Source organism: Catenulispora subtropica, assembly GCF_039531675.1.
Taxonomy (GTDB): Bacteria; Actinomycetota; Actinomycetes; order Streptomycetales; family Catenulisporaceae; genus Catenulispora; species Catenulispora subtropica.
Genome location: NZ_BAAAQM010000048.1, coordinates 15,891 through 40,820, shown reverse-complemented (window position 1 = coordinate 40,820; position 24,930 = coordinate 15,891). Strand labels below are relative to the sequence as shown.

General features: G+C 72.3%; 24 protein-coding genes. 12 read left to right on the top strand and 12 right to left on the bottom strand.

Translation table 11 applies throughout. The features are described from left to right. Window position 1: 1 nt before the first annotated feature. Window positions 2-1,516 (bottom strand): MFS transporter, encoded by a 1,515-nt coding sequence (locus ABD466_RS32490; protein ID WP_344661049.1) that lies wholly within the window; start codon window positions 1,514-1,516, stop codon window positions 2-4. 332 nt (window positions 1,517-1,848) lie between these two features. Between ABD466_RS32490 and ABD466_RS32485 the strand changes: the two genes are divergently transcribed. Together ABD466_RS32485 and ABD466_RS32480 are read left to right on the top strand one after the other, a co-directional pair. Further along, entirely contained in the window at window positions 1,849-2,613 is a 765-nt protein-coding gene (locus ABD466_RS32485; protein ID WP_344661048.1) for a TetR/AcrR family transcriptional regulator, read from the top strand. A 168-nt stretch (window positions 2,614-2,781) separates the two neighbouring features. After that, on the top strand, window positions 2,782-3,516 hold the full coding sequence (locus ABD466_RS32480; protein ID WP_344661047.1) for a G1 family glutamic endopeptidase: 735 nt from the start codon (window positions 2,782-2,784) through the stop codon (window positions 3,514-3,516). Window positions 3,517-3,687: 171 nt separating this feature from the next. Here the strand turns inward: ABD466_RS32480 and ABD466_RS32475 are convergent, their stop codons facing one another. Continuing rightward, on the bottom strand, window positions 3,688-5,286 hold the full coding sequence (locus tag ABD466_RS32475) for a cell wall-binding repeat-containing protein (RefSeq protein WP_344661046.1): 1,599 nt from the start codon (window positions 5,284-5,286) through the stop codon (window positions 3,688-3,690). 134 nt (window positions 5,287-5,420) lie between these two features. Continuing rightward, a complete protein-coding gene (locus ABD466_RS32470) occupies window positions 5,421-7,412 on the bottom strand; it encodes a DUF2510 domain-containing protein (protein ID WP_344661045.1) in 1,992 nt (663 codons plus the stop codon). A gap of 179 nt (window positions 7,413-7,591) precedes the next feature. On the opposite strand from ABD466_RS32470, the gene gabT reads away from it, so the two are divergent. Then, on the top strand, window positions 7,592-8,923 hold the full coding sequence (gene gabT, locus ABD466_RS32465) for a 4-aminobutyrate--2-oxoglutarate transaminase (RefSeq protein WP_344661044.1): 1,332 nt from the start codon (window positions 7,592-7,594) through the stop codon (window positions 8,921-8,923). Between the two features lie 86 nt (window positions 8,924-9,009). Here gabT and ABD466_RS32460 read toward each other — a convergent pair whose 3' ends face one another. After that, entirely contained in the window at window positions 9,010-10,239 is a 1,230-nt protein-coding gene (locus tag ABD466_RS32460; RefSeq protein ID WP_344661043.1) for an acyl-CoA thioesterase/BAAT N-terminal domain-containing protein, read from the bottom strand. Between the two features lie 171 nt (window positions 10,240-10,410). On the opposite strand from ABD466_RS32460, the gene ABD466_RS32455 reads away from it, so the two are divergent. From ABD466_RS32455 to ABD466_RS32440, 4 genes are all read left to right on the top strand, one after another. Then, window positions 10,411-11,316, top strand: a complete 906-nt coding sequence (locus ABD466_RS32455; RefSeq protein ID WP_344661042.1) for an LLM class flavin-dependent oxidoreductase — start codon at window positions 10,411-10,413, stop codon at window positions 11,314-11,316. A gap of 38 nt (window positions 11,317-11,354) precedes the next feature. Further along, a complete protein-coding gene (locus ABD466_RS32450; RefSeq protein ID WP_344661041.1) occupies window positions 11,355-11,585 on the top strand; it encodes a hypothetical protein in 231 nt (76 codons plus the stop codon). An 8-nt stretch (window positions 11,586-11,593) separates the two neighbouring features. Beyond that, the gene (locus ABD466_RS32445; RefSeq protein ID WP_344661040.1) at window positions 11,594-12,115 is read left to right on the top strand and encodes a hypothetical protein; all 522 of its coding nucleotides are present in this window, start codon (window positions 11,594-11,596) and stop codon (window positions 12,113-12,115) included. A 99-nt stretch (window positions 12,116-12,214) separates the two neighbouring features. Next, window positions 12,215-13,720, top strand: coding sequence for an MFS transporter (locus ABD466_RS32440; protein WP_344661039.1), 1,506 nt, complete (start codon window positions 12,215-12,217; stop codon window positions 13,718-13,720). A gap of 27 nt (window positions 13,721-13,747) precedes the next feature. Here the strand turns inward: ABD466_RS32440 and ABD466_RS32435 are convergent, their stop codons facing one another. Both ABD466_RS32435 and ABD466_RS32430 read right to left on the bottom strand, forming a co-directional pair. Further along, window positions 13,748-14,497, bottom strand: coding sequence for an ABC transporter permease subunit (locus ABD466_RS32435; RefSeq protein WP_344661038.1), 750 nt, complete (start codon window positions 14,495-14,497; stop codon window positions 13,748-13,750). Next, on the bottom strand, window positions 14,494-15,402 hold the full coding sequence (locus ABD466_RS32430) for an ABC transporter ATP-binding protein (RefSeq protein WP_344661037.1): 909 nt from the start codon (window positions 15,400-15,402) through the stop codon (window positions 14,494-14,496). Before ABD466_RS32430 ends, ABD466_RS32435 begins: the two co-directional genes overlap by 4 nt. Before the next feature lie 127 nt (window positions 15,403-15,529). On the opposite strand from ABD466_RS32430, the gene ABD466_RS32425 reads away from it, so the two are divergent. Together ABD466_RS32425 and ABD466_RS32420 are read left to right on the top strand one after the other, a co-directional pair. Beyond that, window positions 15,530-16,729, top strand: a complete 1,200-nt coding sequence (locus ABD466_RS32425) for a sensor histidine kinase (RefSeq protein ID WP_344661036.1) — start codon at window positions 15,530-15,532, stop codon at window positions 16,727-16,729. Next, window positions 16,726-17,397 (top strand): response regulator transcription factor, encoded by a 672-nt coding sequence (locus tag ABD466_RS32420; RefSeq protein ID WP_344661035.1) that lies wholly within the window; start codon window positions 16,726-16,728, stop codon window positions 17,395-17,397. Before ABD466_RS32425 ends, ABD466_RS32420 begins: the two co-directional genes overlap by 4 nt. Window positions 17,398-17,417: 20 nt before the next feature. Here ABD466_RS32420 and ABD466_RS32415 read toward each other — a convergent pair whose 3' ends face one another. Beyond that, complete coding sequence (locus ABD466_RS32415; protein WP_344661034.1) at window positions 17,418-18,158, bottom strand: glucose 1-dehydrogenase; 741 nt, start codon at window positions 18,156-18,158, stop codon at window positions 17,418-17,420. Between the two features lie 41 nt (window positions 18,159-18,199). Between ABD466_RS32415 and ABD466_RS32410 the strand changes: the two genes are divergently transcribed. After that, on the top strand, window positions 18,200-19,048 hold the full coding sequence (locus ABD466_RS32410; protein ID WP_344661033.1) for a phosphatase PAP2 family protein: 849 nt from the start codon (window positions 18,200-18,202) through the stop codon (window positions 19,046-19,048). Here the strand turns inward: ABD466_RS32410 and ABD466_RS32405 are convergent. The 5 genes from ABD466_RS32405 to rimO are packed head-to-tail and all read right to left on the bottom strand — an operon-like array spanning window position 19,023 to window position 22,908. Continuing rightward, a complete protein-coding gene (locus ABD466_RS32405) occupies window positions 19,023-19,619 on the bottom strand; it encodes a hypothetical protein (RefSeq protein WP_344661032.1) in 597 nt (198 codons plus the stop codon). The two genes, ABD466_RS32410 and ABD466_RS32405, sit on opposite strands and share 26 nt — an antisense overlap. Next, window positions 19,616-20,179, bottom strand: a complete 564-nt coding sequence (locus ABD466_RS32400; RefSeq protein ID WP_344661031.1) for a SigE family RNA polymerase sigma factor — start codon at window positions 20,177-20,179, stop codon at window positions 19,616-19,618. Before ABD466_RS32400 ends, ABD466_RS32405 begins: the two co-directional genes overlap by 4 nt. A 40-nt stretch (window positions 20,180-20,219) precedes the next feature. Beyond that, window positions 20,220-20,732: a CinA family protein gene (locus ABD466_RS32395; protein ID WP_425558806.1), complete on the bottom strand. Its 513-nt coding sequence runs from the start codon at window positions 20,730-20,732 to the stop codon at window positions 20,220-20,222. Beyond that, the gene (gene pgsA / locus ABD466_RS32390; protein ID WP_344661029.1) at window positions 20,705-21,313 is read right to left on the bottom strand and encodes a CDP-diacylglycerol--glycerol-3-phosphate 3-phosphatidyltransferase; all 609 of its coding nucleotides are present in this window, start codon (window positions 21,311-21,313) and stop codon (window positions 20,705-20,707) included. Before pgsA ends, ABD466_RS32395 begins: the two co-directional genes overlap by 28 nt. Next, a complete protein-coding gene (gene rimO / locus ABD466_RS32385; protein ID WP_344661028.1) occupies window positions 21,310-22,908 on the bottom strand; it encodes a 30S ribosomal protein S12 methylthiotransferase RimO in 1,599 nt (532 codons plus the stop codon). Before rimO ends, pgsA begins: the two co-directional genes overlap by 4 nt. A gap of 93 nt (window positions 22,909-23,001) precedes the next feature. On the opposite strand from rimO, the gene ABD466_RS32380 reads away from it, so the two are divergent. Together ABD466_RS32380 and ABD466_RS32375 are read left to right on the top strand one after the other, a co-directional pair. Next, window positions 23,002-24,450, top strand: a complete 1,449-nt coding sequence (locus tag ABD466_RS32380; protein WP_344661027.1) for an MFS transporter — start codon at window positions 23,002-23,004, stop codon at window positions 24,448-24,450. Beyond that, window positions 24,447-24,878, top strand: a complete 432-nt coding sequence (locus ABD466_RS32375; RefSeq protein ID WP_344661026.1) for a MarR family winged helix-turn-helix transcriptional regulator — start codon at window positions 24,447-24,449, stop codon at window positions 24,876-24,878. The genes ABD466_RS32380 and ABD466_RS32375 overlap by 4 nt, the downstream gene beginning before the upstream one ends. Window positions 24,879-24,930: the final 52 nt, after the last annotated feature.

The following is a 24,930-nucleotide window of genomic DNA, read 5'->3' as shown; positions in this document are numbered from 1 at the left end:
CTCAGTGCCCCTCGGCCTCCTTGGTGTGCTTCGACATCGAGAAGGCGACGGCCCACGCCAGCACCAGCACCGCGGCGCTGATGCCGAAGACCAGGGTGGCGGCGGCCGGGACGCTGGTCATCATGGTGCCGGCCTTGTCGAAGAACACGGTGCCCAGGGCCGCGACGCCGAAGGCGCCGGCCAGCTGCTGGACCGCGTTCAGCAGGCCCGAGGCGGAGCCGACCTCGGCGTCGTCCAGGTCGCCCAGGACGGTGCCGAAGATCGGACCGAAGATCAGGCCCATGCCCAGGCCGGAGACCAGCAGCGGGGCGATCAGGGTGATGCTGGTCGTGGTGGCGCCGTAGGCGTTCACCAGGATCGCGGCGATCACGGTGCCGACGGACATCACCAGCATGCCGGTCTGCAGGGTGCGCCGCGGGCCGATCTTCGGCATCAGGGCCTGCGAGGCGCCCATGGAGACGATGGTGCCGATCGACCAGGGCAGCATGGTCAGACCCGCGTGCAGGGCGCTGTACCGGAGGCCGACCTGCAGGAACAGGGTGTAGACGAAGAACACGCCGCTCATCGCCGCGCCGAAGGCGAACAGCACGCCGATGCCGCTGTTGAAGGAGCGCTTGCGGAACACGGTCGGCACCACGAACGGGTCGCGGCCGGCGGCGTTGCGGCGGCGCTGGTGCAGGGCGAACGCGGCGAAGGTGGGCAGCGAGGCGGCCATCAGCACGAACATCCAGGCCGGCCAGCCGGACTCACGGCCCTGGACCAGCGGGTAGACCAGCATCATGATGCCGGCGGTGGCCAGCAGCATGCCCACGATGTCCAGCTTGGGCTTCGTGGTGGCGTCGACATGGTCGTCGTGCGGCAGCACCTTGGCGCCGGCGAACAGCGCGACGATCGCGATCGGCACGTTGACCAGGAAGATCGCGCGCCAGCTCAGGCCGAACAGGTCGGCGCCGACCAGCCAGCCGCCCAGGATCGGGCCGAAGGTGGCGGCCAGGCCCATCATCGGGCCGAAGATGCCGAAGACGGTGTTCATCTTCTCGGCCGGGACCATGGCCCGCAGCATGCCCAGGCCCTGCGGGATCATGACGGCGGCGAAGGCGCCCTGCAGGACGCGCGCGCCGATCAGCTCGCCGGAGGTCTGCGCCAGCGAGCACAGGACCGAGCCGGTCAGGAAGCCGGCGATGCCGACCAGGAACATCCGCTTGCGGCCGAACACGTCGCCGAGGCGGCCGCCGGTGGTCAGCATGACCGCGAAGGTCAGGGTGTAGCCGGCGACGATCCACTGCAGCGCGGAGCTGGAGGCGCCGAGGTCCTTCTGCAGGACCGGGCCGGCGATGTTCATGATCGTGGCGTCGAGCAGGTCCATGATGTCGGCGCCGATGATCGCGAACAGCGCGAAGACGACGGCCTTGCCGAGTCCGGACGTGACCTTGTCCCCGGAGTCCGGGGGCGCGCCGTCGCGCTGATCGAGGGTTCCGGCCGGGTTGTCGCTGGTGTCGTCGAGCGTGGCGGTCATGGTGGTCCCCCTCCGGGAGAAAGCTGTGGCGGAACGTGGTTCGGGGTGGAACGAGGTTCGTGGCTGCGAACGGCGTTCGTCGAGACTCACGATATATCTCGTGCGTCGGATGTCAAGCTATATCGCGAACGTCGAACAGCCCTCGCGTCCCCTCGCTCGTCAGACGACGGCCGGCCTTCCGGCTCATCGCCACGAACGCCGTTCGCTGTTCTACGAACACCGTTCTACAACCGAACGCCGTTCGCGTCAAACGCTGTTCGTAGTTACGAACGACGTTCGAAGGGCGTACAGTGTTCGCCACGGGTCGTCAGAACGAAGGGAGAGCCACACCGATGGCGAACGCGGCATCGAACTCGCACGAGACCCCGGGCACCCCAGCCACCCCGGCCCTGCCGGTCCCCCCGTGGGAGCGCACCCGCCGGGCCAAGACGCCGGCGCGCACCCCGCTGAGCCAGGAGGCGATCGTCGAGGCGGCGCTGCACATCCTGGAGACCGAGGGCTACGACGGCCTGTCCATGCGCCGCGTCGCCTCCGAACTCGGCACCGGCGCGGCGTCCCTGTACGCGCACGTCGCCAACAAGGACGAGCTCATGAAGCTGGTCATCGACCGGGTCTTCGACAGCGTCGAGTTCCCCGAACCGGACCCGGAGCGGTGGGTCGAGCAGGTGCGGGAGATGATGCGCGGCACCCGGCGGATCCTGCAGGCGCACCCGGGCATCGCGCGCGCGATGCTCGGCCAGGTGCCCTTCGGCCCGAGCGGGCTGCGCATCGTCGAGGGCTTCATGGCGATCCTGCGCGCCGGCGAGCTGCCGGACCAGGTCGCGGCGTGGGCCGGGGACGTCGTCTCGCTGTACGTGGTGGCCAGCGTCTTCGAGGATGACATCAGGTTCGCCCCGCACGGCGACACCTCGCGGGAGGACATGGAGGCCTGGGCCGGCCAGATGAAGTCCTACATCAAGTCCCTGCCGGTCACGACGTTCCCGAACCTGGTGGCGCTGGCCGACCCGATGTTCGAGACCGGCGGCCCGGACGGCCGGTTCGAGTTCGGGCTGGACCTGATGCTGCGCGGCCTCGCCTCGCACTCCCGCCGGGCGTAGCACGGCGGCCGCGACGGCTCCGGGCCTGGAACAAACGGGCGGCAACCCGGCGCACCCGTCGCGAACCGCCGCGGATCCTGGCGAATCAGGATTTTACCTTTTCTAGACAGACATCCGCCGAGCCGTTTCCTAGTCTCCATCTCACCCCACAGAGATTGGAGACACAGGATGTCTTCTGCCCGTCGCTGGGTCTCGGCCGGTCTGGCGCTCTCCGGAGCGATATCCGCGGCCGTCCTGTCGTCCCCGGCATCGGCGGCCGTCTTCAACGGCACCGCGCAGGGGCTCTCCCACGGATTCCACAGCTCCTCCGGCAACTGGTCCGGCTACGCCGCGACCGGCCGGTCGTTCACCTCGGTCAGCGCCAGCTGGACCCAGCCCGCGGTCTCCTGCGGTTCGCAGACCACGTACTCGTCGTTCTGGGTCGGCCTGGACGGCGACGGCAGCAACTCGGTCGAGCAGACCGGCACCGAGGCCGACTGCTCCGGGGGCCGGGCGGTGTACTCGTCCTGGTACGAGATGTACCCGGCGTACCCGGTCGACTTCTCCAACCCGGTCTCCCCCGGCGACCACTTCACCGCCTCGGTGACCTACAACGGCGGCAACAAGTTCACGCTGGTGCTGAGCGACACGACCAAGGGCTGGTCGCACACGGTCCACTCCACGCTGCGCAACCCGGCGCTGGCCTCGGCCGAGGTGATCGCCGAGGCGCCGTCCAGCGGTTCCGGCGTGCTGCCGCTGTCCGACTTCGGCACGGTGGGCTTCAGCGGCTCGAAGGCCGACGGCGCCTCGCTGTCCTCCTTCTCGCCGGACAAGATCACCATGGCCGGCGGCAGCACCATCAAGGCCGTGCCCGGGACGATCTCCTCCAGCGGCGCCTTCAGCGTGACCTGGAAGCACAGCTGATCCAGCATTGGTCCAGGCTTGATCGAGCGCTGGGAGACGAAGAGCCGGTAGGCGACCGGCCCGGGCCCGGTTCCGCGTGATGGGCGGAACCGGGCCCGGGCGTACCTCGGCCCGGCGGACGCGCCGCCGGGCCGAGGAGTATCACCGGGCCGTATCAGTGTCGCTCAGGTCTCACTTCTGCGCGTCGGCGAGCGCCTTCTGCGCGGCGGCCAGCGCGGTCTGGGCGGCGGTGAGCTTGTCGCTCGCGGCCTGCACGGCGGCCTTCGCGTCGTTCGCGGCCTTGGTCATCGCGTCGGCGGCGGCCTTGGGCGCGGTGTCCGCGGAGGCCACGACCGCGGCGTTCAGGGTGTCGACGGCGGTGCGCACGGCCTTGTCCTGGGTGCCGCCGATCGCGGTCGCCAAATTCCAGGAAGCGGTGGACAGCGCGTCCACCACGTTCTGGGCCGGGTCGGCGCCGCCGGCCTGGTACGCCGCGAGCGCCGTGGCGTAGGCGGTGTAAGCGCCCTGCACCTTGGAGTCGGCCGAGTTCTTCACCGCGTCGAACAGCGCGGTCGCGTCGTCCTTCACGGCCTTGTCGGTGGACACCTGGAGGGTGTGGTAGAACGCGAACACGGACGCGCCGGGCACGGCAGCCGCGGCGTCGTACGCCTTCTGCGCGGCGTCCACGGCGGCCTGCGCCTTGGCCACGGCGTCCTTCAGCTGCTGGACGTAGACGTCGTAGCCGACCGTCAGCAGCGTCTGGACCTGCTTCTGGACGTTCTGCGACACGGCCACCAGACCGCCGAAGATCTTGACCTGCTGCAGCGGGGCGTTGAACCCGACCAGCGCCGCGGCCGTGGCCGGCGGCAGGCTGTTCGGGTCCGTCAGCAGCAGCGCGCCGTGGTTGTAGGCCGCGTAGACGCCGCCGACCAGCGGGTCGGTGAAGATCAGGCCGTTGGCCACGACCGCGGTCTTGCTGTCCTTGAGGACCGCGCTGCCGGCGACCGCGGCGGCGGTCTCGTAGCGGGTCAGGCCGGCGAGCTCGGTGTCCTTGACGCTCAGCTTGTTCACCGCGGTCACGGCCGGCACGCCGACCGAGGTGACGGTGCCCGCGCCCTTGATGAACGCGGCGGTCGCGGCGTCGGTGACGGTGGTGCCGTTGGACAGCACGATCGCCGAGTCCGGCGCGGCGGCGGCCAGCGGGCCGGCCGACAGGGCGTCGGCGAAGTTCATGCCGGTGGCCACGATCGCGTTCTTGGCGTGCAGGCTGCCCGCGATGTCCAGCGCGGTGGCGTAGCGGTCGAAGCCGCCGACCCGGTCCACGTCGTACCCCAGGGCCTTGAGCTGCTTCTCGACCGCCGGGGTGACGGCGACCTCGCCGCCCAGGATCGTGATCTTCTTGCCCTTGGCGGCGTCGCCGGTGCCCAGCAGTCGCTTGATCTCGTCGGCGACACCGGGGGTCAGGGTCTTGGAGTCGGTGAGCAGCAGGGCCGAGCCGGTCTTGGCGGCCAGCGGGGTGCCGGCGAGGGCGTCGACGTAGATGTCGCCGCGCGCGATCACGACGCCCTTGGCGGAGCCCGCGGTCGGGAAGTCGGCCTGGGAGGCGTTGATCGCGGTCTCGTAACGGGTCGCCCCGCCGATCCGGTCGAGATTCGGAGCCGCGTTGGTGGTCGGGTTGGTCCCCGTGGAAGCGCCGGTGTCGGCGGCCATCGCCGGGGCGGCGGCCACGGCACCGGCGGCGACCGCGGACGCCACGAGGGCGGAGATGGCCAGCGGACGGTTCTTGCTCATAACAAAATCCCCATCGTCGGTTTCAGCCGACCCCCCGGTCGGCTGATAAACACCTCATCACAAAGGGATTACAAACGGGAAATCGAGTACTGAGAGCGACGCTCGCCGTCACTCCCGGTCGCGGCCGTCAGGACTCACCCTCGCAGGTCGACCAGCACCGGCGGGGTGCGGAAGCCGTCGGCGGTCGCGAGCGACACCAGAGCGTGGCCGGTCGGGATCTCGTTGATGATCTCCGACGGCGACCAGACGTAGCGCTCGACGGGGCGGGTCGACACAGAGCGCTGCTGTGCCACCGACGAGCCGCCGGTGAGCGCCAGCAGCTGGCCCGGCCGCTTGGCGTTGCGGCCCAGGGACTGCACGCTGCGCTTCCGCTCCGGCGGACCGGTGATGGTGCCGGACCGGGTCGTGTTCTCCTGGCCGGTGGTCACCGTGGTCTCCGGAACCCACTGCTTGCCCCAGAAATCGGCGATATAGGCGGCGTCCTGAGGGTCGATCCCGGCGAACACCGCTTTGCACCCAGTGTTGGCGAACACGGTCGCGCGCAGGTTCTCCGGGAACTCGCGCATCGACTGCGCCAGCAGGATCAGGCCGGCGTTGGCCGCGCGCGCCCGCTGCAGGCCCTGCACCACGTATTCGTCCACGAACCGGCCGGCGTCGTCGACCACCAGGCCCTTGAAGATGGCGCGGTCGACGTCCGGGGCGGACACGGTCTGCACGAACTGCGACACCGCGAGCCGGGCCAGGATCCGGGCGGCCTGCGGGTACGCGCCCTCGGGCAGCGCGATGCGGACCCGCAACGGCTTGTCGATCTCGCGCATCGAGAAGGTCCGGTCCGGGCGGCCGTCGAACAGCTCGACCAGCGCCGGCCGGTCCAGCAGCCGCAGCCGCTCCACCAGCAGCCGCGGGCCGCCCTGTTCCAGTTCGGCGATCAGCTCCCTGAGCGTCGGGTAGCGGCTCTCGCGCTCCCGGAACCAGCTCAGCGCGGCGTCCAGAGCGTTGTGCGCGGCGGCGTCGGCCTCCGGCTCCACCCCGGGCGGCAGCAGGGCGCCGGCCAGCCGGTCGGCGGCCTCGGCCGGGTTACGGGCGCCGCCGTAGAGGTCGAAGCCCCACAGCGACTCGGGGTTGCCGGGATCGATGTCGACGTCGAAGAAGCCGGGCAGCGCGTAGTCGCCGCGCGGGTCGATGACCACCACCGAGGCCATGTTGGTGAGCGTCTGCAGGCCGAGGAGCTCCACGATGGGACGCGCGAAGCTGCGCGTCTTGCCGCTTCCGGGCGGCCCTATCACCAGCAGCGAGGTCCGCAGCACCTCGGCGTCCAGGGCGAAGGTCTGGCCGGCGTGCGTCGCCGGGTTCTTCCCGGACGACGACGCGACGCCCAGCCGCACCTGCCCGGTCATCAGGTCGTGCTCGCCGAGCCGGGCCGGCAGGTCGCGCTGGCCGGAGGCGTGCAGCCAGGCGTGCGGGCCGGCGTCCTCGATCTCGGCGGCGGCCGCGGCCAGCCGGCCCTCGTCGCCGCGGGCCTGGCGGATCACCCGGGTGACCCGGACGTAGTCGACGTCGGTCAGCTCGCCGTGGTCGGCGGCGGCGTCCAGCCGGCTGGCGGCCGCGACGTGCCCGGCCGTCCGCAGGTCCTGCCACAGGTCCTGTTTCGGCGGCGGGGCGGCCTTGCGCTTGCGGGCGGAGCCGGGCAGGCGGTCGCCGTACTGCTCCCACAGGACGCGGCCGACCGGCACCCAGCCGCCGGCCCAGCCGCAGGCCGCCAGCACCGCGGCGAGGAACACGATCCACAGGAAGGCCCCGTGCAGCCCGATCGAGGTGAGGATGATCGAGGCCGGGACCGCCAGGACCACCAGGGCCAGCGGGGCGTACATCAGATAGCGCAGGGCCCGCTGCCGGGCCTCGCGGCTGACCCGCGCCGCGGCCGCCTGCTGCGGGTCGCGGCCGTAGGCGAACACCCCGGGCACGTCCACCAGCCGCGGCCCGTGCACCCAGGCCTGCACGTCCGGCCGGGTGCGCTCGGTCCACTTGGTGCCGGTCCAGTAGCGCAGCTGGGGATGGCCCGAGGGGTCGGCGTACCAGCCCGGCGGGAGGGGACCGGGGGCGGGGGGCTGGCCTTGAGTCGTCACACGTTCTGTGTATCAGAACTACGACTCGGTGAAAGGGAGCACACCGGCCGGCAGGCCCGACTCGCCAATTCGGCTCAACCGCATGCCGCGACCCGCCACCGCGTCCTGTGCCGCCCCGCCACCACGCGCTTAGGCTGCGAAAGAACCCGCGACGACCCAGTGCTACTCCAGGAGTCCCCATGACCGAGCTCAAGCAGGAACGGCGTCTCGTCACCGAGATCCCCGGCCCGAACTCCCGCGAGCTGTTCGAGCGCCGCAACAAGGTGGTCGCGCGCGGCGTGTCCACGACCCTGCCGGTGTTCGTCACCGACGCCGACCGGGCGATCCTGCTGGACGCCGACGGCAACCAGCTGCTGGACTTCGGCACCGGCATCGCCGTGACCTCGGTCGGGCACGCCGACGTCAACGTGGTCCGGAACGCCTCCGCGCAGCTCGCGAAGTTCACCCACACCTGTTTCATGGTGACGCCGTACGAGTCGTACGTCGCGGTCTGCGAGGCGCTGAACGAGCTCACCCCCGGCGACCACGAGAAGCGCTCGGCGCTGTTCAACTCCGGGGCCGAGGCGGTGGAGAACGCGGTCAAGATCGCCCGCGCCTACACCAAGCGCCAGGCGGTCGTCGTCTTCGACCACGGCTACCACGGCCGCACCAACCTGACGATGGCGCTGACCGCCAAGGTCGCCCCGTACAAGGACGGCTTCGGCCCGTTCGCCCCCGAGGTCTACCGGGTGCCGATGGCCTACCCCTTCCGCTGGCCCACCGGCCCGGACAACGCCGCCGCCGAGGCCCTGGCCCAGACCAAGACCCTCATCGAGAAGCAGGTCGGCGCGCACAACGTGGCCGCCGTGCTGATCGAGCCGATCCAGGGCGAGGGCGGCTTCATCGTGCCGCCGGACGGCTTCCTGCCCGGCCTGGCCGAGTGGTGCCGGGAGAAGGGCATCGTCTTCATCGCCGACGAGATCCAGTCCGGCTTCTGCCGCACCGGCGACTGGTTCGCCGTCGACCACGAGGGCGTGGTCCCGGACCTGGTCACCACCGCCAAGGGCATCGCCGGCGGGCTGCCGCTGGCCGCGGTCACCGGCCGCGCCGAGATCATGGACGCCGCCGGCCCCGGCGGCCTCGGCGGCACCTACGGCGGCAACCCCGTGGCCTGCGAGGGCGCCCTGGGCGCCCTCCAGACCATGAAGGAGCAGGACCTGGTCGGCAAGGCCCGCGCCATCGAGGCCGTCATGAAGGACCGCCTGGGCAAGCTCGCCGCCGCCGACCCGCGCATCGGCGAGGTCCGCGGCCGCGGCGCGATGATCGCCGTGGAGCTGGTCAAGCCCGGCACCAAGGACCCGGACGCCGAGCTGGCTGGCGCCGTCGCGAAGCACTGCCACGCCGCCGGCGTGGTGGTCCTGACCTGCGGCACGTTCGGCAACGTGCTGCGCTTCCTGCCGTCGCTGGTGATCAGCGAGGAGCTGCTGGAGGACGGGCTGAACGTGATCGAGGAGGCGTTCGGCGCGGTCTGACGGCGCCCCGCCGCCCCTGCGCGGCGACACGGCCGTTCCCAGGCGCTGGCCGGTGCGGAATCCTCCGCGCCGGCCACCGCCGCGTCTCAGCCGGACAGGCTCGCGAGCAGATCGGAGACCGCCTTCCAGGTCTGGGCCTGCGCCGCCGAGTTGGCCTGCCGGGTGCCGCCCAGCTGAAGGGTGCGGCCGCTGAGGGTGTACGTGGTCAGCAGCGGCAGATATGGGATGGAGCCGACCATGTGGCCGGCCCTCTGGTACTCGTGCTCCGAGTGCGGGTACGGGGCGTGGACGTGGTCGAGCTCTTCGTCGATCTGCCGGGCCCAGGACAGCGACTGCCACAGCTGGTCGTCCGTACCCGCGAAGGTGAGGACCGGTCCGGCCACCTTGTCCACCGGGATGTCCGTGCCAGCCGGGGCTATGGACGCGCCGTGCAAGGTCCAGGCGGCACCGGGCCCGGGGAGTCCATCCCAGATCTCGGCGCTGGGTGCGATCAGGACCGCGCCGTGGATCAGGTCGGGGAAGTCCTGCGCCAACATGAGGGCGGCCTCCGAGCCGCGCGACGCCCCGAAGACCATCGTGTGCTGCTTGGCGACCTGCGGCTGCTGCTCCAGCCACGTCGCCGCCTTCACGAAGTACTCCAGCGGGATGCTCTGCAGCACCGGCGGGGTGCCGGGGACCTTGAAGTAGCCGACGGACAGCACCGGATAGCCGTAGGACGCCATGAGCATCGCGCCCCGGTACATCGACTCGCCGCCATCGGAGCCGCCGATCATGATGAGCGCCGGACGAGGCTTGTCGATCCCCGGCGGGAGGAACAGGTGGCCCTCGAAGCCGTCCTCGGCGACGGTCAGCGCCCGTTCCGTCTCCCCTGCGGATTCGAACTGCCGTGCCACGTCGGCGCTGACCGTCGCGCCCTGGTCCGCCGCCGTGATCGTCGCGGTGAAGCCGTCGCTGTCGAAGCCCTCCGCTGGGCTGCCCGTCGGCGGGTCCATCGACCAGAACAACCCCATCGGGTCCACGCCGCTGTAGCTCCCGCCGGTCGGCGCCTGCCGCGTCAGGTCGACCACGCCTTGGGCGTCGGCCTTGAAGGCGGCCTTGCTCTTCCACGTCACACCGTGCGCGTCCTCGGCCGTCGCGGTCAGCGTGACCGTGGAGCCCGGATCCGCGCCGGCGACCTTGACGCCCACCGGTTGGTAGGCGAGGCCGCTCGGGCGGTCGACGCTCAGCGTCAGGGCCTTCGGCCGCTGCGAGGCGCCGCTCCCACACCCCGCGGCGGCCAGCGCGGCCGCCATCCCCACCGCCAGTCCCAGCACCATGGACCGCGCTCCTAGATTCCCCATCGCACCCTCCCCATCGCGGATCCGTCTCCGCCGCTTCGCCGAGCCATAACTGTTCGTTCCCCGCCGCCCCACCGGACCACCCGGCGCGCGCCGCCGAGTCTGCGGCGTTAGCGTCGCGATGTCCGGTGCGACGATGGGAGGCCTGCGATGCCCGACTACGGCCAGCCGCTGATGTTCGGGACTTTTCTCCCGCCGGACGCGCGCGACGCTGGAGCCGTGGTGGAGCTGGCGGTCCTCGCCGACCAGGCCGGGCTGGACGTGATCGGCGTGCAGGACCACCCGTACAACCCGCGCTTCCTCGACACCTGGACGCTGCTGGCGGTGCTCGCGGCGAGGACCGAGCGCATCCGCCTGTTCCCGGACGTCGCCAACGTTCCGCTGCGGCCGCCGGCGATGTTCGCCAAGGCTGCGGCGACCCTCGACATTCTGTCCGGCGGCCGGGTCGAGCTGGGGCTCGGTGCGGGCGCCGGGGTCGGCGGCCCGCAGGCCACGCTGGGCACGCCGGGCATGACGGCCGGGGACTCGGTGAGCGCGCTGGAGGAGGCGATCGGCGTCCTGCGGACCCTGTGGAAGCCGGGGGCCGGCAAGGAGTTCGACGGCCGCCACTACCAGCTGCGCGGCGCAGCCGGCGGCCCGGCGCCCGCGCACCGGATCGAGATCTGGCTCGGCGCGTACGGCCCGCGGATGCTGCGGCTGACCGGCCGGCTGGCCGACGGCTGGGTGCCGAGCCAGGGCTACGCCGGCCCGGCCCGGATGCGGGAGCTGTCAGCGGAGCTGGACGACGCGGCGCGAGCGGCCGGGCGCGACCCGGCGGATGTGCGGCGGGTCTACAACTTGAACCCGGACCCGACCCCGGAGGAGCTGACGGAGTTCGCGCTGGACCTCGGCGTCAGCGTGTTCGTGGTGCCGCCCAGCGGGGATCCGGCGCGCGCTCTGCGGCGGCTGGCCGAGGAGACGGCACCAGCGGTGCGCGAGGCGGTGGCCCAGGCACGCGCGACCTCTGGAGTGCTGGTGCGCGAGGAGCGTCCCGCGTCACAGCCGACCGCCCCCTGACATCCCTTAGGACTCTTCCCCCCGAGGAGCCACAGGTCATGACCGCGTCCCCTTCTTTGTCCCCGGCAGCCCAGCCGTCGCGCCTGACGCCCCGCGTGGACCGGCTGATCGGCCCGGACGGCGTGCGCTGTCTGCGGGTCGCGCTGTTGAAGGGCGGCTCCCAGGCCACAGAGTTCCCCCGGGCGTACCACGAGCTGTTCGACGAAGCCGAGCCGACGTGCGCGTTCGTGCTGGGCCCGCTGCGGACCCGGCTGGAGGGGCTGGAATGAGGGAGGCCATGAGAGTTCTGCTAACGCTCGCCGCCGTGGCCGCGGTGCTGATACCGGCCGTCGCGACCGCGGCCACCACGCCGGCCGCCGTCGTGACGGCCGTCGACAAGACCACCGCGCCGACGGTGCAGCCGGACCCCGCCGCCCCCGGCGCCCGCATCTGGATCGCCGACGCCCACTGCGCCTCCCCCACCGGGACGGCGACCTCCCCGGCCCTGACCGAGCCGATCACCTTGACGATGAACAAGCTCAGTGGTCCCGGCGTCCTCCGCGACGATCTCATCAGCGGCACGTACACCGTGACATTGCACTGCGGCAGGACCTCGACCGCGGCGGTCCACGTGGTCTCGGCGACCCGCAACGCCGGCGCGGTGCGCCCGCACGGCGCGGACGACGCCGACGACGGCGCCGCCTCGGACCACCTCGGCATCGGCGACGCCGCGCTGGCCTCGGCGTTCGTCCTCGGCGGCATCACGTTCGGCGCCGTGTCGCTGGTGCGGCGCCGCCGCGGCCGCGACAACGTCGTTTAGCACCGGCTGGTGCGGGCACCCTCGCGGTTTCCGGTCGCGGCGTGCCGGTGAGCGGCATAGCGTCGTGACGGATGACCTCTTCGCCGGAGGGAGACCGACATGGCCCAGCCGGACAGCGCGACGGCGTCCTCCAGACAGGCCCGGGAGGACGCTCGGTACGGCCCCCGGGTCCCCCACGAGTGGATGATCCTCGCGGTGGTCAGCCTCGCCCAGCTGATGGTGGTGCTGGACGTGACGATCGTGACCATCGCGCTGCCCTCGGCGCAGGAGGACCTCGGCTTCTCGAACGACTCGCGGCAGTGGATCGTCACCGCCTACGCGCTGGCGTTCGGCTCGCTGCTCCTGGTCGGCGGGCGCATCGCGGACCTGTTCGGGCGGCGCACCGCGCTGATCGGCGGCCTGGTCGGGTTCGGCCTGGCCTCGGCGCTGGCCGGGATCGCGCCGAACGTCGCCGTGCTGACCGGCGGCCGCGCCCTGCAGGGCGTGTTCGGCGCGCTGCTGGCACCGGCCGCGCTGTCCGCGCTGAACACCACCTTCACCCATCCGGCCGACCGCAACCGGGCCTTCGCCGTGTACGGCGCGGTGGCCGGCGCCGGAGGCGCGATCGGGCTGCTGCTCGGCGGCGTGCTCACCGAGTACCTGAACTGGCGCTGGACGCTGTTCGTGAACCTGCTGATCGCCGGGGTCGCGCTGGTCGGCGCGCGGTTGTACGTGCCGAACCACCGCCCGGAGACCCGTCCCACGATGGACCTGCCGGGCACCCTCCTGGCCTGCGCGGGGCTGTTCCTCCTGGTCTTCGGCTTCTCCCGGGCCGAGTCCCGGGGCTGGAGCTCGCCGCAGTGCTGGGTGAGCTTGATCGTCGGCCTGCTGCTCTTGGCCGTCTTCGCCTGGTGGCAGACCCGCGCCCGGCACCCCCTGCTGCCGCTGCGGGTGCCCGGCGAGCGCAACCGCGGCGCGTCGTACCTCGGCATGTTCATCACCGGTGCCGGCATCTTCGGCGTCTTCCTGTTCCTGACTTATTACATGCAGCTGATCCTGCATTACTCGCCGGTCAGAACCGGTCTGGCGTTCCTGCCGATGGTCGGCGCGCTGATGGTGGCCGCTCAGGTGGCCACGGTCGGGCTGCTGCCGAGGGTGGGCCCGAAGCCGCTGGTGCCGCTGGGCATGGGCCTCGGCGCGATCGGCATGCTGTGGCTGACCCGGCTGGACCTGGGCAGCTCCTACGGGCTCCACGTGCTGCCGCCCCTGCTGATCCTCGGCTTCGGGATGGGCCTGATCTTCGCACCGGCGATGGCCATGGCCACCTACAACGTCGGCGAGCACGACGCCGGCGTCGCCGCGGCCATGGTGAACACCTGCCAGCAGGTCGGCGGCTCGATCGGCGTCGCCCTGCTGTCCAGTCTGGCCGCCACCGCCGCGGCGAACTTCGCCAAGGGCAAACCGAACACCTCGCTGGTGGCGGCCGAGGCGCAGCTGCACAGCTACGCCACCGCCTACCGCTGGTCCGCCGGGTTCTTCGTGGTCGGCATGGTCCTGTGCTTCCTCCTGTACCGGCCCGGCGCACCGAAGTTCGATCCCGAGGCGCAGGGCGCCATGCACATGTGAGCCGGGCCGGGCTCCGCCCGGGTCCGCTCAGTTGGTGTCCCGTCGCGTGACCACCAGCAGCGGGACCACCAGCACGACGGCGAGATAGAGCACGCACATCCCCCACGCCGCACCGGTGCTCAACAGGCCGTCGGTGGCGTCGCGCGGCAGGCTCCGCGCGGGGCTCGACATCGCCTCGCCGATCTTCAGGAAGGTCAGCCGTGTGACGTCGGCCTTGATCGACCCCGGCATCAGGTTGGGAATGACGCCCATCGCCACGAACACGACCCCGAAGAACGTCGCGACCGCGGCGGTGGTCTTCTGCAACAGCACGCCGACGCAGAACCCGAACATGCCGATGAAGGCCATGTAGCAGCCGCTGCCCAGCACCGAGATCAGCATGTCGCGGTCGCCGAGCGAGAAGTGGACGCCGCGGTGCCCGAGCAGGAGCTGCGCGGTGAAGAACGCCGCGAACGCCACGACCTGGCCCACCACGAGCAGCACCGCGAGCAGCACTCCGCACTTGGCCGCGATCACCACCCGCCGGCGCGGCACGGTCGCGAACGTGGTGCGGATCAACCCGGTGCTGTACTCCGTCGAAACCGCCAGGACACCCAGGACCCCGAACGCCAGCTGGCCGAACGCCGCGCCCTGCAAGGCCTGCGTCGGCGTGGCCTGATACGTCCTGATGGTCAGCGAGTACGCCGCCGCGATCCCGATCATCCCGACCGCCGCCACGTAGAGCGCCCACCAGCTGGAGCGCACGCTCCACAACTTGATCCACTCGGACTTGATCACGCCTGGGCTCCCCGGTACTCGACCGCCGCGTCGGTCAGTTGCAGATAGGCGTCCTCCAGCGAGGTCGCATGGTGCGCCACCTCCAGCAGCAGGATCCCGGCCCGGTGCGCGAGCCGGGCGACCTGGTCGCCTTCGAGCCCGACGACGTGCAGCGTGTCCGGGCCGTCCGGCGTCACCCGGGCGCCGGCGTCGGCCAGCAGCGTGATCAGCGGGCCCGGGTCATCGGTGCGCACCTTCAGGAAGCCGCCCGCCGACCGTGCGATCAGCTCCCGGGTGGAGACGTCCGCGATCAGCCGGCCGCGGCCGATCACGATCAGGTGGTCGGCGGTGTTCTCCATCTCGCTCATGAGGTGACTGGAGACGAACACCGTGCGGCCCTCGGCGGCCAGGCTCTTCATCAGATCCCGGATCCACCGGATCCCCTCCGGGTCCAAGCCGTTGACCGGTTCGTCGAACAGCAGGACGCCCGGGTCGCCGAGCAGCGCCGTGGCGATGCCGAGGCGCTGGCGCATGCCCAGGCTGAAGCCGCCGACGCGCCGCCCGGCCGCCTCGGTGAGGCCGACGCGGGCCAGCACCTCGTCCACCCGCCGCTCCGGCAGCTTCCCGGCGGCGGCGACCGCGCGCAGGTGCCGGCGGGCGTCACGGCCCGGGTGCACGCCGCCGGCGTCGAGCAGGGCGCCGACGTGCGTCAGCGGGCGGTCCAGCGCGGCGTAGGGCCGGCCGTCGATCCGGATCCGGCCGGTGGTCGGCAGGTCCAAGCCGAGGACGGCGCGCATGGTGGTGGACTTGCCGGCGCCGTTCGGCCCCAGGAAGCCGGTGACGCGGCCGGGACGGACGCCGAACGTCAGGTCCCGGACCGCGTACCGGTCGCCGTAGCGCTTGCTGAAGTTCTCGATCTCGATCACGGCTCTACGCTCGCAGGACCCTGCGGAGGACGCATCGGAGCCGGGACCGGGACCGCTTCTCCTACCGGGGTACGGTTTTCCGGCCCTGAGGTTGATCGTCGTCAGCCGCCCGGCCTACCGTCGGCTCATGGCCGACACCGCTGCGCTGCCCGCCCCGATGCCCGGGCGCGGAAGGCGCTCCCCGCTCGCGAGCCGCCTGCGGCCCTGGCAGCGGATCGCGGTGGACGGCTTCGTGGCACTGCTGTTCCTGGTGCCGTTCGGCTCGCCCCGCCCGCACGGCCCGGTGACCGCGAACCCGTGGCTGTCCCTGCTCGTCGTCACCATCTCGGTGGCGTTCCTGGCCCGGCGCCGCTTTCCGGTGACGGTCTTCCTGCTGCTGACCGCCGGGACGCTGGCGCTGGCCGCGTCCCCGGCCCCCTACAACTCGTATCAGCCCTTCGCGATCATGTTCGCGCTCTACACGGTCGCCGCCACGCGGTCGGGCAAGGTCACCACGCTGGCCGCCGGCGGGATCCTGGCCGTGGCCCTGGTGGTGCTGACCGCGATGCACACGTCGCCGTCGACCACGGTGCTCAGCGCGGCCGCGGTGGCGTTCGCACCCGCCGTCACCGGCTACGCCGTGCGCCAGCAGCGGCTGCATCACGAGGCGCTGGCCGCCGAACAGGCCGGCAAGATCGAGGCCGAGGTCACCTCCCGCCTCGCCGAGGAGCGGCTGCGCATCGCCCGCGAGCTGCACGACGTGGTGGCGCACGCGCTGAGCCTGATCACCGTGCAGGCCGGCGTCGCGGTGTTCCGCGAGCACGAGGCGTCCCGGATGCGCACGACGCTGGCCTCGATCGAGGAGACCGGCCGCACCGCGATGGTGGACATGCGGCAGCTGCTCGGTGTGCTGCGCGGCACCCCGGCTCCCGACTCCTCCGGACCGACGGACCTCGGCCCGGTCCCGGACCTGCTGGACATCGGCACCCTGATCTCCCAGACCGCGCAGGCGGGCTTGCGGATCACCCTGCGGGAGGAAGGCGAGCGCCGCCCGCTGCCGACCGCCGTGGGCCTGGCGGTGTACCGGATCGTGCAGGAGTCGCTGACCAACGTCCTGCGCCACGCCCGGACCACGACCGGCTCGGTGCTGCTGCGGTTCGAGCCGGACGCGGTGACGGTCACGGTCGCGAACCCGCCGCCGCCGGACGGCCTCCCGCCCGCACCGCCCGGCCCGCCCGGCCACGGCCTGCGCGGAATGGCCGAGCGCACGGCGCTGTTCGGCGGGACGTTCACCGCCGGTCCGGCCGGGGACGGCGGGTTCACGGTGGCCGCCAGGTTCCCGGCATGAGCCGCGTCCTGATCGCCGACGACCAGGCGCTGCTGCGCGCGTCGCTGCGAGCGCTGATCAACGGCTACGACGGCTGCGAGGTGGTCGGCGAGGCCGCCGACGGCGCACAGGCGGTGCGGCTCGCCGCCGAGCTGCGGCCCGATCTGGTGCTCATGGACGTGCGCATGCCGGTCATGGACGGCATCGAGGCCACCCGGCGCGTCACCGCGGCCGCCGGCGGGGTGCGCGTCCTGATCCTGACCACCTTCGACCTCGACGAATACGTCTACGAAGGCCTGCTCGCCGGGGCCAGCGGCTTCCTGCTGAAGGACTCGCCGCCGGCCGACCTGGTGAAGGCCATCGAGGTGATCCGCGGGGGCGAGGCTCTGCTCACCCCGGCCGCGACCCGGCGGTTGATCACCGAGTTCGTGCGCGGCCGGACGGCGGCGGGCCGGACGCCGGACGCGGCGGCGGTGGCGGTGGCGGTGGCCGGGCTCACCGCGCGCGAGCTGGAGGTGCTGGCACTGGTGGCCCGCGGGCTGTCGAACACGGAGATCGCCGGCGAGCTGTTCGTCTCGATGTCGACGGTGAAGACGCACATGTCGGCGCTGCTGGCCAAGCTCGGTGCGCGCGACCGGGCCCAGCTGGTGATCCGCGCGTACGAGGGCGGCGTGGTGCGGGCGGGTTGAGAGCCCGCCCGCGATCGTTCTCAGTTGCCTCCGGCCACCCGCAGCACCGCGCCGGTGGTGAAGCTGGCCTCGTCGCTGAGCAGCCAGGCGATGGCCGCCGCGATCTCCTCGGGCTCTCCGGGCCGGCCGAGCGGCAGCAGCGCGCCCCGCTTCTCCGCACGCTGCGGATCGCCCATGTCGGCGTGGATCCGGGTGCGGGTGACGCCGGCCTGGACCGAGTTCACGCGGATGCCCTCCGGGCCCAGTTCCTGCGCCAGGCCCACGGTGATCGAGTCCACCGCGGCCTTGGCGCCGGCGTAGTGCACGTACTCGTTCGGCGAGCCGCGGGTGGCGGCGCCGGAGGAGACGTTGACGATCGCCCCGCCTCCGCGCTTGCTCATCTCCTGGGCCGCGCGGCGGCAGCACAGCAGGTAGCCGATCACGTTCACGTCCACGACCCGGCGGATGTCCGCGGCGTCGGCGTCGGCCAGCCTGGTCAGCGGGCCGGTGAGTCCGGCGTTGTTCACCAGTCCGGTCAGGCCCCCGAGCTCGGCGAGCACGGTGTCGAAGAGGCGCTCGACGTCGGCCTCGTCGGCGGTGTCCATGCGGACCGCCACACAGCGCCGCCCGAGCTCGCGGACCTCGGCCGCGGTGGCCTCGGCGGCCGCCTCGTCGCTGAGGTAGCTGAAGGCGATGTCGTGGCCGTCGCGGGCCAGGCGCAGCACGGTGGCGCGGCCGATGCCGCGGCCTCCGCCGGTGACCAGAGTGACACGGGATTCCATGAAGTCACGCTAACCGGTCGCCTGTGGAACAGTTTCCTTTGATGACTGACATGCACACCGCCGCCTCGGCGTCGGGTCCCGCGGGCCCCGGCGACGCGTCCGGGACCGTGTCCGGCGATGCGCCCGACGACACGTCCGGGATCCGGAGCGCACCGGTTCCCGCCGCGGCCGGGCCCGGGAACCAGCCCTCCGGTCGCCGGCATGCGCTGCGGCAGCCGGAGGTCTGGATCCCGCTGGCCCTGCTCGGGGCCTTCCTGATGTTGTGGGCGCTGGTGCTGGCCCGGCCGACGTTCGTGACCTCCTTCGACCTCGCGCTGCGGAACCGGGTGCAGGACGCCGCCCACGCCGACGTCGACGGCGCCCGCCGCTGGCCGCTGATCAAGGACGTGGCCGACCTCGGCGGCGGGGTGGCCGTGGGAGGCGTGCCGGTGCGGATCCAGCTGGCGATGGCGATGCTCGGCGGCGTCGCTTTGGCCGCGGCCGCCCTGCGACGCAGCTGGCGGCCGCTGGCGGCGGCCGCCGCCGGGTACGCGGCGCTGGGCCTGGTGCTGTTCCTGAAGGCGATCGGCGACCGCCCCGGACCGAGCATGGCCGGGCAGTCGCTCACCGACGGACTGGGCTACTTCCCGTCCGGCCACACCGGCACCACGATGCTCGGCTACGGGACCTCGGCGCTGATCCTCGCGTTCGTCTTCACCGCACGCTGGATGCGCGCCGTCATCGCGCTGGCCATGACGTCACTGGCCCTGGCGGTCGGGTTCTCACTGGTGTGGATGGACTACCACTGGCTGTCCGACGTGCTGGGGTCCTACGCGCTGGGCGGGTCCGCGCTGTTCGTCGTGGCGCGGATCCTCGGCTTCCGGATCAGCGGCTCGACGGCGAGGACGTGAGCGGCCCGAGGTCCACGATGTACCGGCAGGCCTCGGAACCGGCCGGGGTCGTCCAGAGCGAGCTCGGCACCGTGACGACCTTCGCCTTCGTCCCCGAAGGCGGCGTGGTCGCGAACGGCGGCGGCAGGACCATGGTCAGCATGTGATCGCAGTGCCCCGACGGATCGAGGCTCAAGGTGTACCTCACGGAGCCGCTGCCGCTCGGGACGATCCGGACCACGCCGCCGTCGGGCCCGGTGGCCGTGATCGCCGGCGGCGCCGAGGTCGGCGTCGGGCTCGGCCCCGATGTGGTCGCTCCGTGCGAGGAAGAGGAACCGGCCGCGGCCACGGTCTCGCCGCCGCTCCCGGATCCGCCGGAACCCCCGACCGCCAGCACCACGGCGGCCACCCCGACCAGGACCACCGCGGCCCCGGACCCGGCCAGCACCATCCGCCGGCGGCGCCCGGCGCCGCGCACCTTGTCCATGTCCAGCTCGGGTGGCCCGAGCCCGTCCGTCTCCTCAGCCATCGCCGTGTACAACTCGCTTTCGAGGTCGAAGTGATGGATGAAGGCGGCGTCGTGGTCGTTCACAACGCTCTCCTCCCGGAAGGCGGTCCGGCCAGCGCGGGCTCCGGCGGGCCCGGCGGCCCGACCGCGGCCCGCAGCCGCTCCAGGCCGCGGTTGGTCTGCGATTTCACGGTGCCGAGCGAGACCCCGAGCGCCTCGGCCGTCTCGCGTTCGCTCAGGCCCTCCCAGTGCCGCAGCACCAGGGCCGCGCGCATGCCGAACGGCAGCGATCGCAGGGCCCGCATCAGGGCGTCGCGGGTGGCGACCCGCTCGGCCGGATCGGCCGCGGCCTGGGGGACGAGCCGGGGCTGGTGGTCCTCTTCCAGCTCCTGCCACTGCACGCCTCGGCCGGCCCGCCACATGTCGTTGGCCAAGTTCACGATGATCCGCCGGATGTAGGCCTCCGGCGCACCGGTCCCCCGGATCCGCCGCCAGCGCGGGTAGGCCCGCTCCAAGGCCGACTGCACCAGGTCCTCGGCGGTCTCGCGATGGTGCACGAGCAGGTAGGCCGTGCGGAACAGACTGCGGGCCCGCGCGGCCACGAACTCGTCGAAGCTGAGATCCTCCTCCGCCTCCCGTGCCAATGTCCCTCCCGGTTTAGGCGCCTGCCTAAGAGAACGGGATTCAGTGGCCGAAGGTTGAGAGCCCCAGGGCGAGAGTTCGCAGCACGGTCTCGGCACGGATCGTCTCGCGGTCGCCGTCCAGGCGCAGCTCCACGGCGACCGGGGCGAAGTCGGCGAAGGAGCAGGCCACGTAGACGAGCCCCACGGGCTTGCCGTCCTGCTCCGTCGGGCCCGCGACACCGGTGGTGGCCAGGCCGACCTCGGCGCCGAACAGCCGCCGCACGCCGGTTGCCATCTGCCGCGCCACCTCGGCGTCCACCGCGCCCTCGCGAGCCAGCAGGGCGGCGTCCACGCCGAGCACGGAGGCCTTCGCGTCGGTGGCGTAGGCGGTCACCGACCCGCGGAACACGGCCGAGGCGCCGGGGACCGCGGTGATGGCCGCGGCCACCAGGCCGCCGGTCAGGGACTCGGCGACCGCGATCGTGCGGCCGACCTCCGTCGCGCCCCCGACCAGCGATCTCGCCGCGGCCGCGATCTGCTCGGCGTTCACGCCTCGCTCCTCGTCCCGCTCCATCGCAGCCTCATCGCTCGCGCCACATAGTCCAGGCCGGTCGCCACGGTCAGCACCAGCGCGGCGGCCATGGTCGCGACCGCGACCCAGTGCCACCAGGAGGCCGAGATCGGCAGCAGGTAGAACAGGATCGCGAAGCCCTGCAGGAAGGTCTTGAGCTTCCCGCCCTGGCTGGCGGCGATCACGCCGTACCTGAGCACCCAGAACCGCAGCAGCGTGACGCCGAGCTCGCGGACCAGTATCACGATCGTGACCCACCAGGGCAGCTCGCCGAGCACGGACAGGATCACCAGCGCGGTGCCCATCAGGGCCTTGTCGGCGATGGGGTCGGCGATCTTGCCGAAGTCGGTGACCAGGTTCCGGGAGCGGGCGACCATGCCGTCCAGGGTGTCGGTGACGTTGGCGACCACGAACACCGCGCAGGCCACCGAGCGCCACGCCGTCGACTGGCCCTGGTCGTACGCCAGCAGCACGCCGAACACCGGGACCAGCAGCAGCCGCACCATCGTCAGGATGTTGGCCACGTTCCACAGCCCCGCTTTGGAAGCCTCCTGAGTCAGCGGGTCCGGGGGCGCGGGCTTCACCCGACCAAGCTTAGGGGAGTGATCGCCACAGCGTGCAGATCCACCCCCTCGCTGCCCACCACCTTCGCGGGCACGATCGCGCCCGGCGTCAGCTCCACGGCCGGCGCCCCGGGCTCCAGCGCGGGGACCAGCAGGACCGAACCGTCGACCTCGGGGCCCTGGAACGCGGCCCGGCCCTCGGCGACGCCGTCGTGCGCGACCGACTCCACGAGCACGTCGATCCGCTCGCCGACGCGGTCCTCGGCGCGCTGCGCGGTCAGCTCCTCGGCCAGATCGGTGAGCCGGGCCACGCGCTCGGCGATCTCGTCGTCGTCGAGCTTGTCGCCGTAGCCGGCGGCCTCGGTGCCGTCCTCGTCGGAGTACCCGAACACGCCGATGGCGTCCAGCCGGGCCTGGGACAGGAAGGTCTCCAGCTCCTCGAAGTCGGCCGCCGACTCGCCGGGGAAGCCGACGATGAAGTTGGAGCGGACGCCGGCGTGCGGCACCCGGGTGCGGATCGTCTCCAGCAGCTCCAGGAACGGCTCGGTGCCGCCGAAGCGGCGCATCCGGCGCAGTACACCGGGCGCGGAGTGCTGGAAGGACAGGTCGAAGTAGGGCACCACACCCTCGGTGGAGGCCATCACGTCGATCAGGGTCGGGCGCATCTCGGCCGGCTGCAGGTAGCTGACCCGCAGCCAGTCCACACCGTCGATCGCCGCCAGCTCCGGGAGCAGGGTCTCCAGCAGCTTGATGTCGCCGAGGTCCTTGCCGTAGGAGGTGGAGTTCTCCGAGACCAGGACCAGTTCGCGGACGCCCTGCGCGGCCAGCCAGCGGGCCTCGTCCAGGATGTCGTGCGGGCGGCGGGAGAGGTAGGAGCCGCGGAAGGCCGGGATCGCGCAGAAGGAGCAGCGCCGGTCGCAGCCGGAGGCCAGCTTCAGGGGGGCCGACGGGCCGTCGTCCAGGCGCTTGCGCAGCACGCTGCGGTTCGGCGGGGCGATCGGCGACAGGGCCGGGTCGTCGGGGCGCGCCTCGGCCGGGGCCGGTGTCCCGGTCGCCGTCTCGACGGCGACGGACGCGGCGTGGTCGCCGTGGCCCGGGACGGCGACGCCCTCCTTGGCCGACTGCCGCTCCACCGGGCTCAGCGGCAGCAGCGTGCGGCGGTCCCGCGGGACGTGGGAGATCGGGCGCTCGCCGTGCAGGATCGCGCTCAGCCGGGTGCTGATGTCCCGGTAGTCGTCGAAGCTCAGGACCGCGTCGGCCTCCGGCAGCGCCTCGGCGAGCTGCTGGCCGTAGCGCTCGGCCAGACAGCCGACGGCGACGACCGCCTTCGGGCCTTTCTTCCCCGCCGTGTTCTCGGCCTTGGCGTCGGCGGCGGCGATGAGCGTGTCGATCGAGTCCTTCTTCGCGGCCTCGACGAACCCGCAGGTGTTCACCACCGCGATGTCCGCGCTGTTCGGGTCCTCGACCAGGTCCCAGCCGTCGGCGGCGAGCCGGCCGGCCAGTTCCTCGGAGTCCACGTCGTTGCGGGCGCAGCCCAGGGTGACCAGGGCCACGGTGCGGCGCTCGGGCGCGGGGACCAGCGCGGAGGAGGACACAGTGGAGGGGGTGCCGGACATGGTCACCAGGCTACAGCGGGAGGAATAGTTGGACTGACACAACAGTTGTGTGCTAACAATGGTTATGTTGACACAACGTTCTTGGGAGGGGCCGTGCCGGAGTTCTCGAACCGCCGTCGCTATCTGATCCTCACCATCTGCTGTCTGAGCCTGTTCCTGGTCGGGATCGACAACACCGCGGTGAACGTGGCCCTGCCGGCGATCCAGCGCGATCTCCACGCACCGGTCTCGGGCCTGCAGTGGACCATCGACGCCTACGCGCTGACCATGGCGTCGCTGCTGATCCTGGCCGGCTCCCTGGGCGACCGGTTCGGCCGGCGCCGGGTGTTCATGACCGGCCTGTCGGTGTTCACCGTCGGCTCGGTGCTGTGCGCGGTGGCCCCGAACCTCGGGGCGCTGGTCGGCTCCCGGGCCGCGCAGGGGGTCGGCGGCGCCATGATGAACCCGGTCGCCATGTCGATCATCACCAACGTGTTCACCGACGCCCGGGACCGGGCCAAGGCCATCGGCGTGTGGGCGGCCGCGTTCGGCGTGAGCATGGCGCTCGGGCCGGTGGTCGGCGGACTGCTGCTGGACGCCACCAGCTGGCGCGCCATCTTCTGGCTGAACGTGCCGGTGGGGGTGGCGGCGGTCACGCTGACCCGGATCTTCGTCCCGGAGTCCAAGGCGCCCACCGCCCGCCGCTTCGACCCGGTCGGGCAGGTGCTGGGCATCGTGTTCCTGACCGGCGTGACCTACGCGATCATCGAGGCGCCGCACGCGGGCTGGCTGTCGGCGCGCACGCTCGGGGTGGCCGCGGTGGCGCTGGCCGCGGCCGTCGGCTTCGTCCGCTACGAGCTGCGCCGCGAGCAGCCGCTGATCGACCCGCGGTTCTTCGGCAGCGTTCCCTTCGCCGGCGCCACGCTGATGGCGATATCCGGGTTCGTGGCGCTGTCCGGATTCCTGTTCATGAACACCCTGTACCTGCAGGAGGCACTGGGCTACAGCGCGCTGAAGGCCGGCCTGCTGACCCTGCCGATCGCGCTGACCAGCGTCCTGGCCGGACCGCGGTCCGGCCGCTACGTGGCGGCCCACGGGCCCCGGGTGCCGCTGCTGCTGGCCGGAGTGCTCTTCAGCCTCAGCGCGTTGATGCTGACGCGCCTGTCCGCCGACACGCCGGTGGCCCTGCTGCTGGCCGCGTACGCGGTGCTGGGCCTGGGCTTCGGCGCGCTGAACCCGCCGATCACCAACACCGCGGTGTCCGGCATGCCGCGGGCCCAGGCCGGCGTCGCGGCGGCGGTGGCCTCCACCAGCCGCCAGGTCGGCCAGACGCTGGGCGTCGCGGTCATCGGCTCGGTGGTGGTGGCCCGGGCCACCGGCCCGGCCCGCACCGGACTGCCGGCCGCGAGCCACGCGGGCTGGTGGATCCTCGTCGGCTGCGGCCTGGCAGTGCTCGTGCTCGGTATGCTCACGACCGGAACGCGAGCCGTCGCCACGGCGGCCCGCACCGCCGCCCGGCTCACCGAGCCGACGACCGAAACGGGGATCCCCGCACTCCGATGACCGAGTCCTTCCCGGCCGACGCCTACCGCGCGCACGCCGCGATGCAGAAGCTGGTGCTCAACCAGCGTGACGTGCGCACCGCCGTCGCGGAGGCCACCGGTGTCAGCTTCACCCGCGTACGCGCCCTGCGCCGTCTGGTGGACGGACCGCTGCGGATGAGCGAGCTGGCGGCGCGCCTGGGATGGGACAAGCCGTACACCACGATCGTGATCGACGACCTGGAGCAGCGCGGCCTGGTCACCCGGACCGTCGCGCCCGACGACCGGCGGGCGAAGCTGGTGGAGCTCACCGGCCAGGGCCGCGCGGTGGCGATCACCGCGATCCAGATCCTGTCCGAGCCCGCACCTGGCCTGGCCCGGCTGTCCGAGGACGAGATCGCGGTGGTGGCGGAACTGCTGGAGAAGGCGGCGGCGGACGAGGACGACTAGGCACGGCGAAGGGCGGCGACCGGGTGGTCGCCGCCCTTCGCCGTCGGGTGCC

Coding starts and splice junctions, on each gene's coding strand:
- ABD466_RS32440 (WP_344661039.1), top strand. CDS start 12,215: ATGGCCCAGCCGGACAGCGCGACGGCGTCCTCCAGACAGGCCCGGGAG.
- rimO (WP_344661028.1), bottom strand. CDS start 22,908: ATGTCCGGCACCCCCTCCACTGTGTCCTCCTCCGCGCTGGTCCCCGCG.
- gabT (WP_344661044.1), top strand. CDS start 7,592: ATGACCGAGCTCAAGCAGGAACGGCGTCTCGTCACCGAGATCCCCGGC.
- ABD466_RS32375 (WP_344661026.1), top strand. CDS start 24,447: ATGACCGAGTCCTTCCCGGCCGACGCCTACCGCGCGCACGCCGCGATG.
- ABD466_RS32485 (WP_344661048.1), top strand. CDS start 1,849: ATGGCGAACGCGGCATCGAACTCGCACGAGACCCCGGGCACCCCAGCC.
- ABD466_RS32475 (WP_344661046.1), bottom strand. CDS start 5,286: ATGAGCAAGAACCGTCCGCTGGCCATCTCCGCCCTCGTGGCGTCCGCG.
- ABD466_RS32455 (WP_344661042.1), top strand. CDS start 10,411: ATGCCCGACTACGGCCAGCCGCTGATGTTCGGGACTTTTCTCCCGCCG.
- ABD466_RS32450 (WP_344661041.1), top strand. CDS start 11,355: ATGACCGCGTCCCCTTCTTTGTCCCCGGCAGCCCAGCCGTCGCGCCTG.
- ABD466_RS32420 (WP_344661035.1), top strand. CDS start 16,726: ATGAGCCGCGTCCTGATCGCCGACGACCAGGCGCTGCTGCGCGCGTCG.
- ABD466_RS32490 (WP_344661049.1), bottom strand. CDS start 1,516: ATGACCGCCACGCTCGACGACACCAGCGACAACCCGGCCGGAACCCTC.
- ABD466_RS32480 (WP_344661047.1), top strand. CDS start 2,782: ATGTCTTCTGCCCGTCGCTGGGTCTCGGCCGGTCTGGCGCTCTCCGGA.
- ABD466_RS32395 (WP_425558806.1), bottom strand. CDS start 20,732: ATGGAGCGGGACGAGGAGCGAGGCGTGAACGCCGAGCAGATCGCGGCC.
- ABD466_RS32410 (WP_344661033.1), top strand. CDS start 18,200: ATGACTGACATGCACACCGCCGCCTCGGCGTCGGGTCCCGCGGGCCCC.
- ABD466_RS32460 (WP_344661043.1), bottom strand. CDS start 10,239: ATGGTGCTGGGACTGGCGGTGGGGATGGCGGCCGCGCTGGCCGCCGCG.
- ABD466_RS32425 (WP_344661036.1), top strand. CDS start 15,530: ATGGCCGACACCGCTGCGCTGCCCGCCCCGATGCCCGGGCGCGGAAGG.
- ABD466_RS32445 (WP_344661040.1), top strand. CDS start 11,594: ATGAGAGTTCTGCTAACGCTCGCCGCCGTGGCCGCGGTGCTGATACCG.
- ABD466_RS32415 (WP_344661034.1), bottom strand. CDS start 18,158: ATGGAATCCCGTGTCACTCTGGTCACCGGCGGAGGCCGCGGCATCGGC.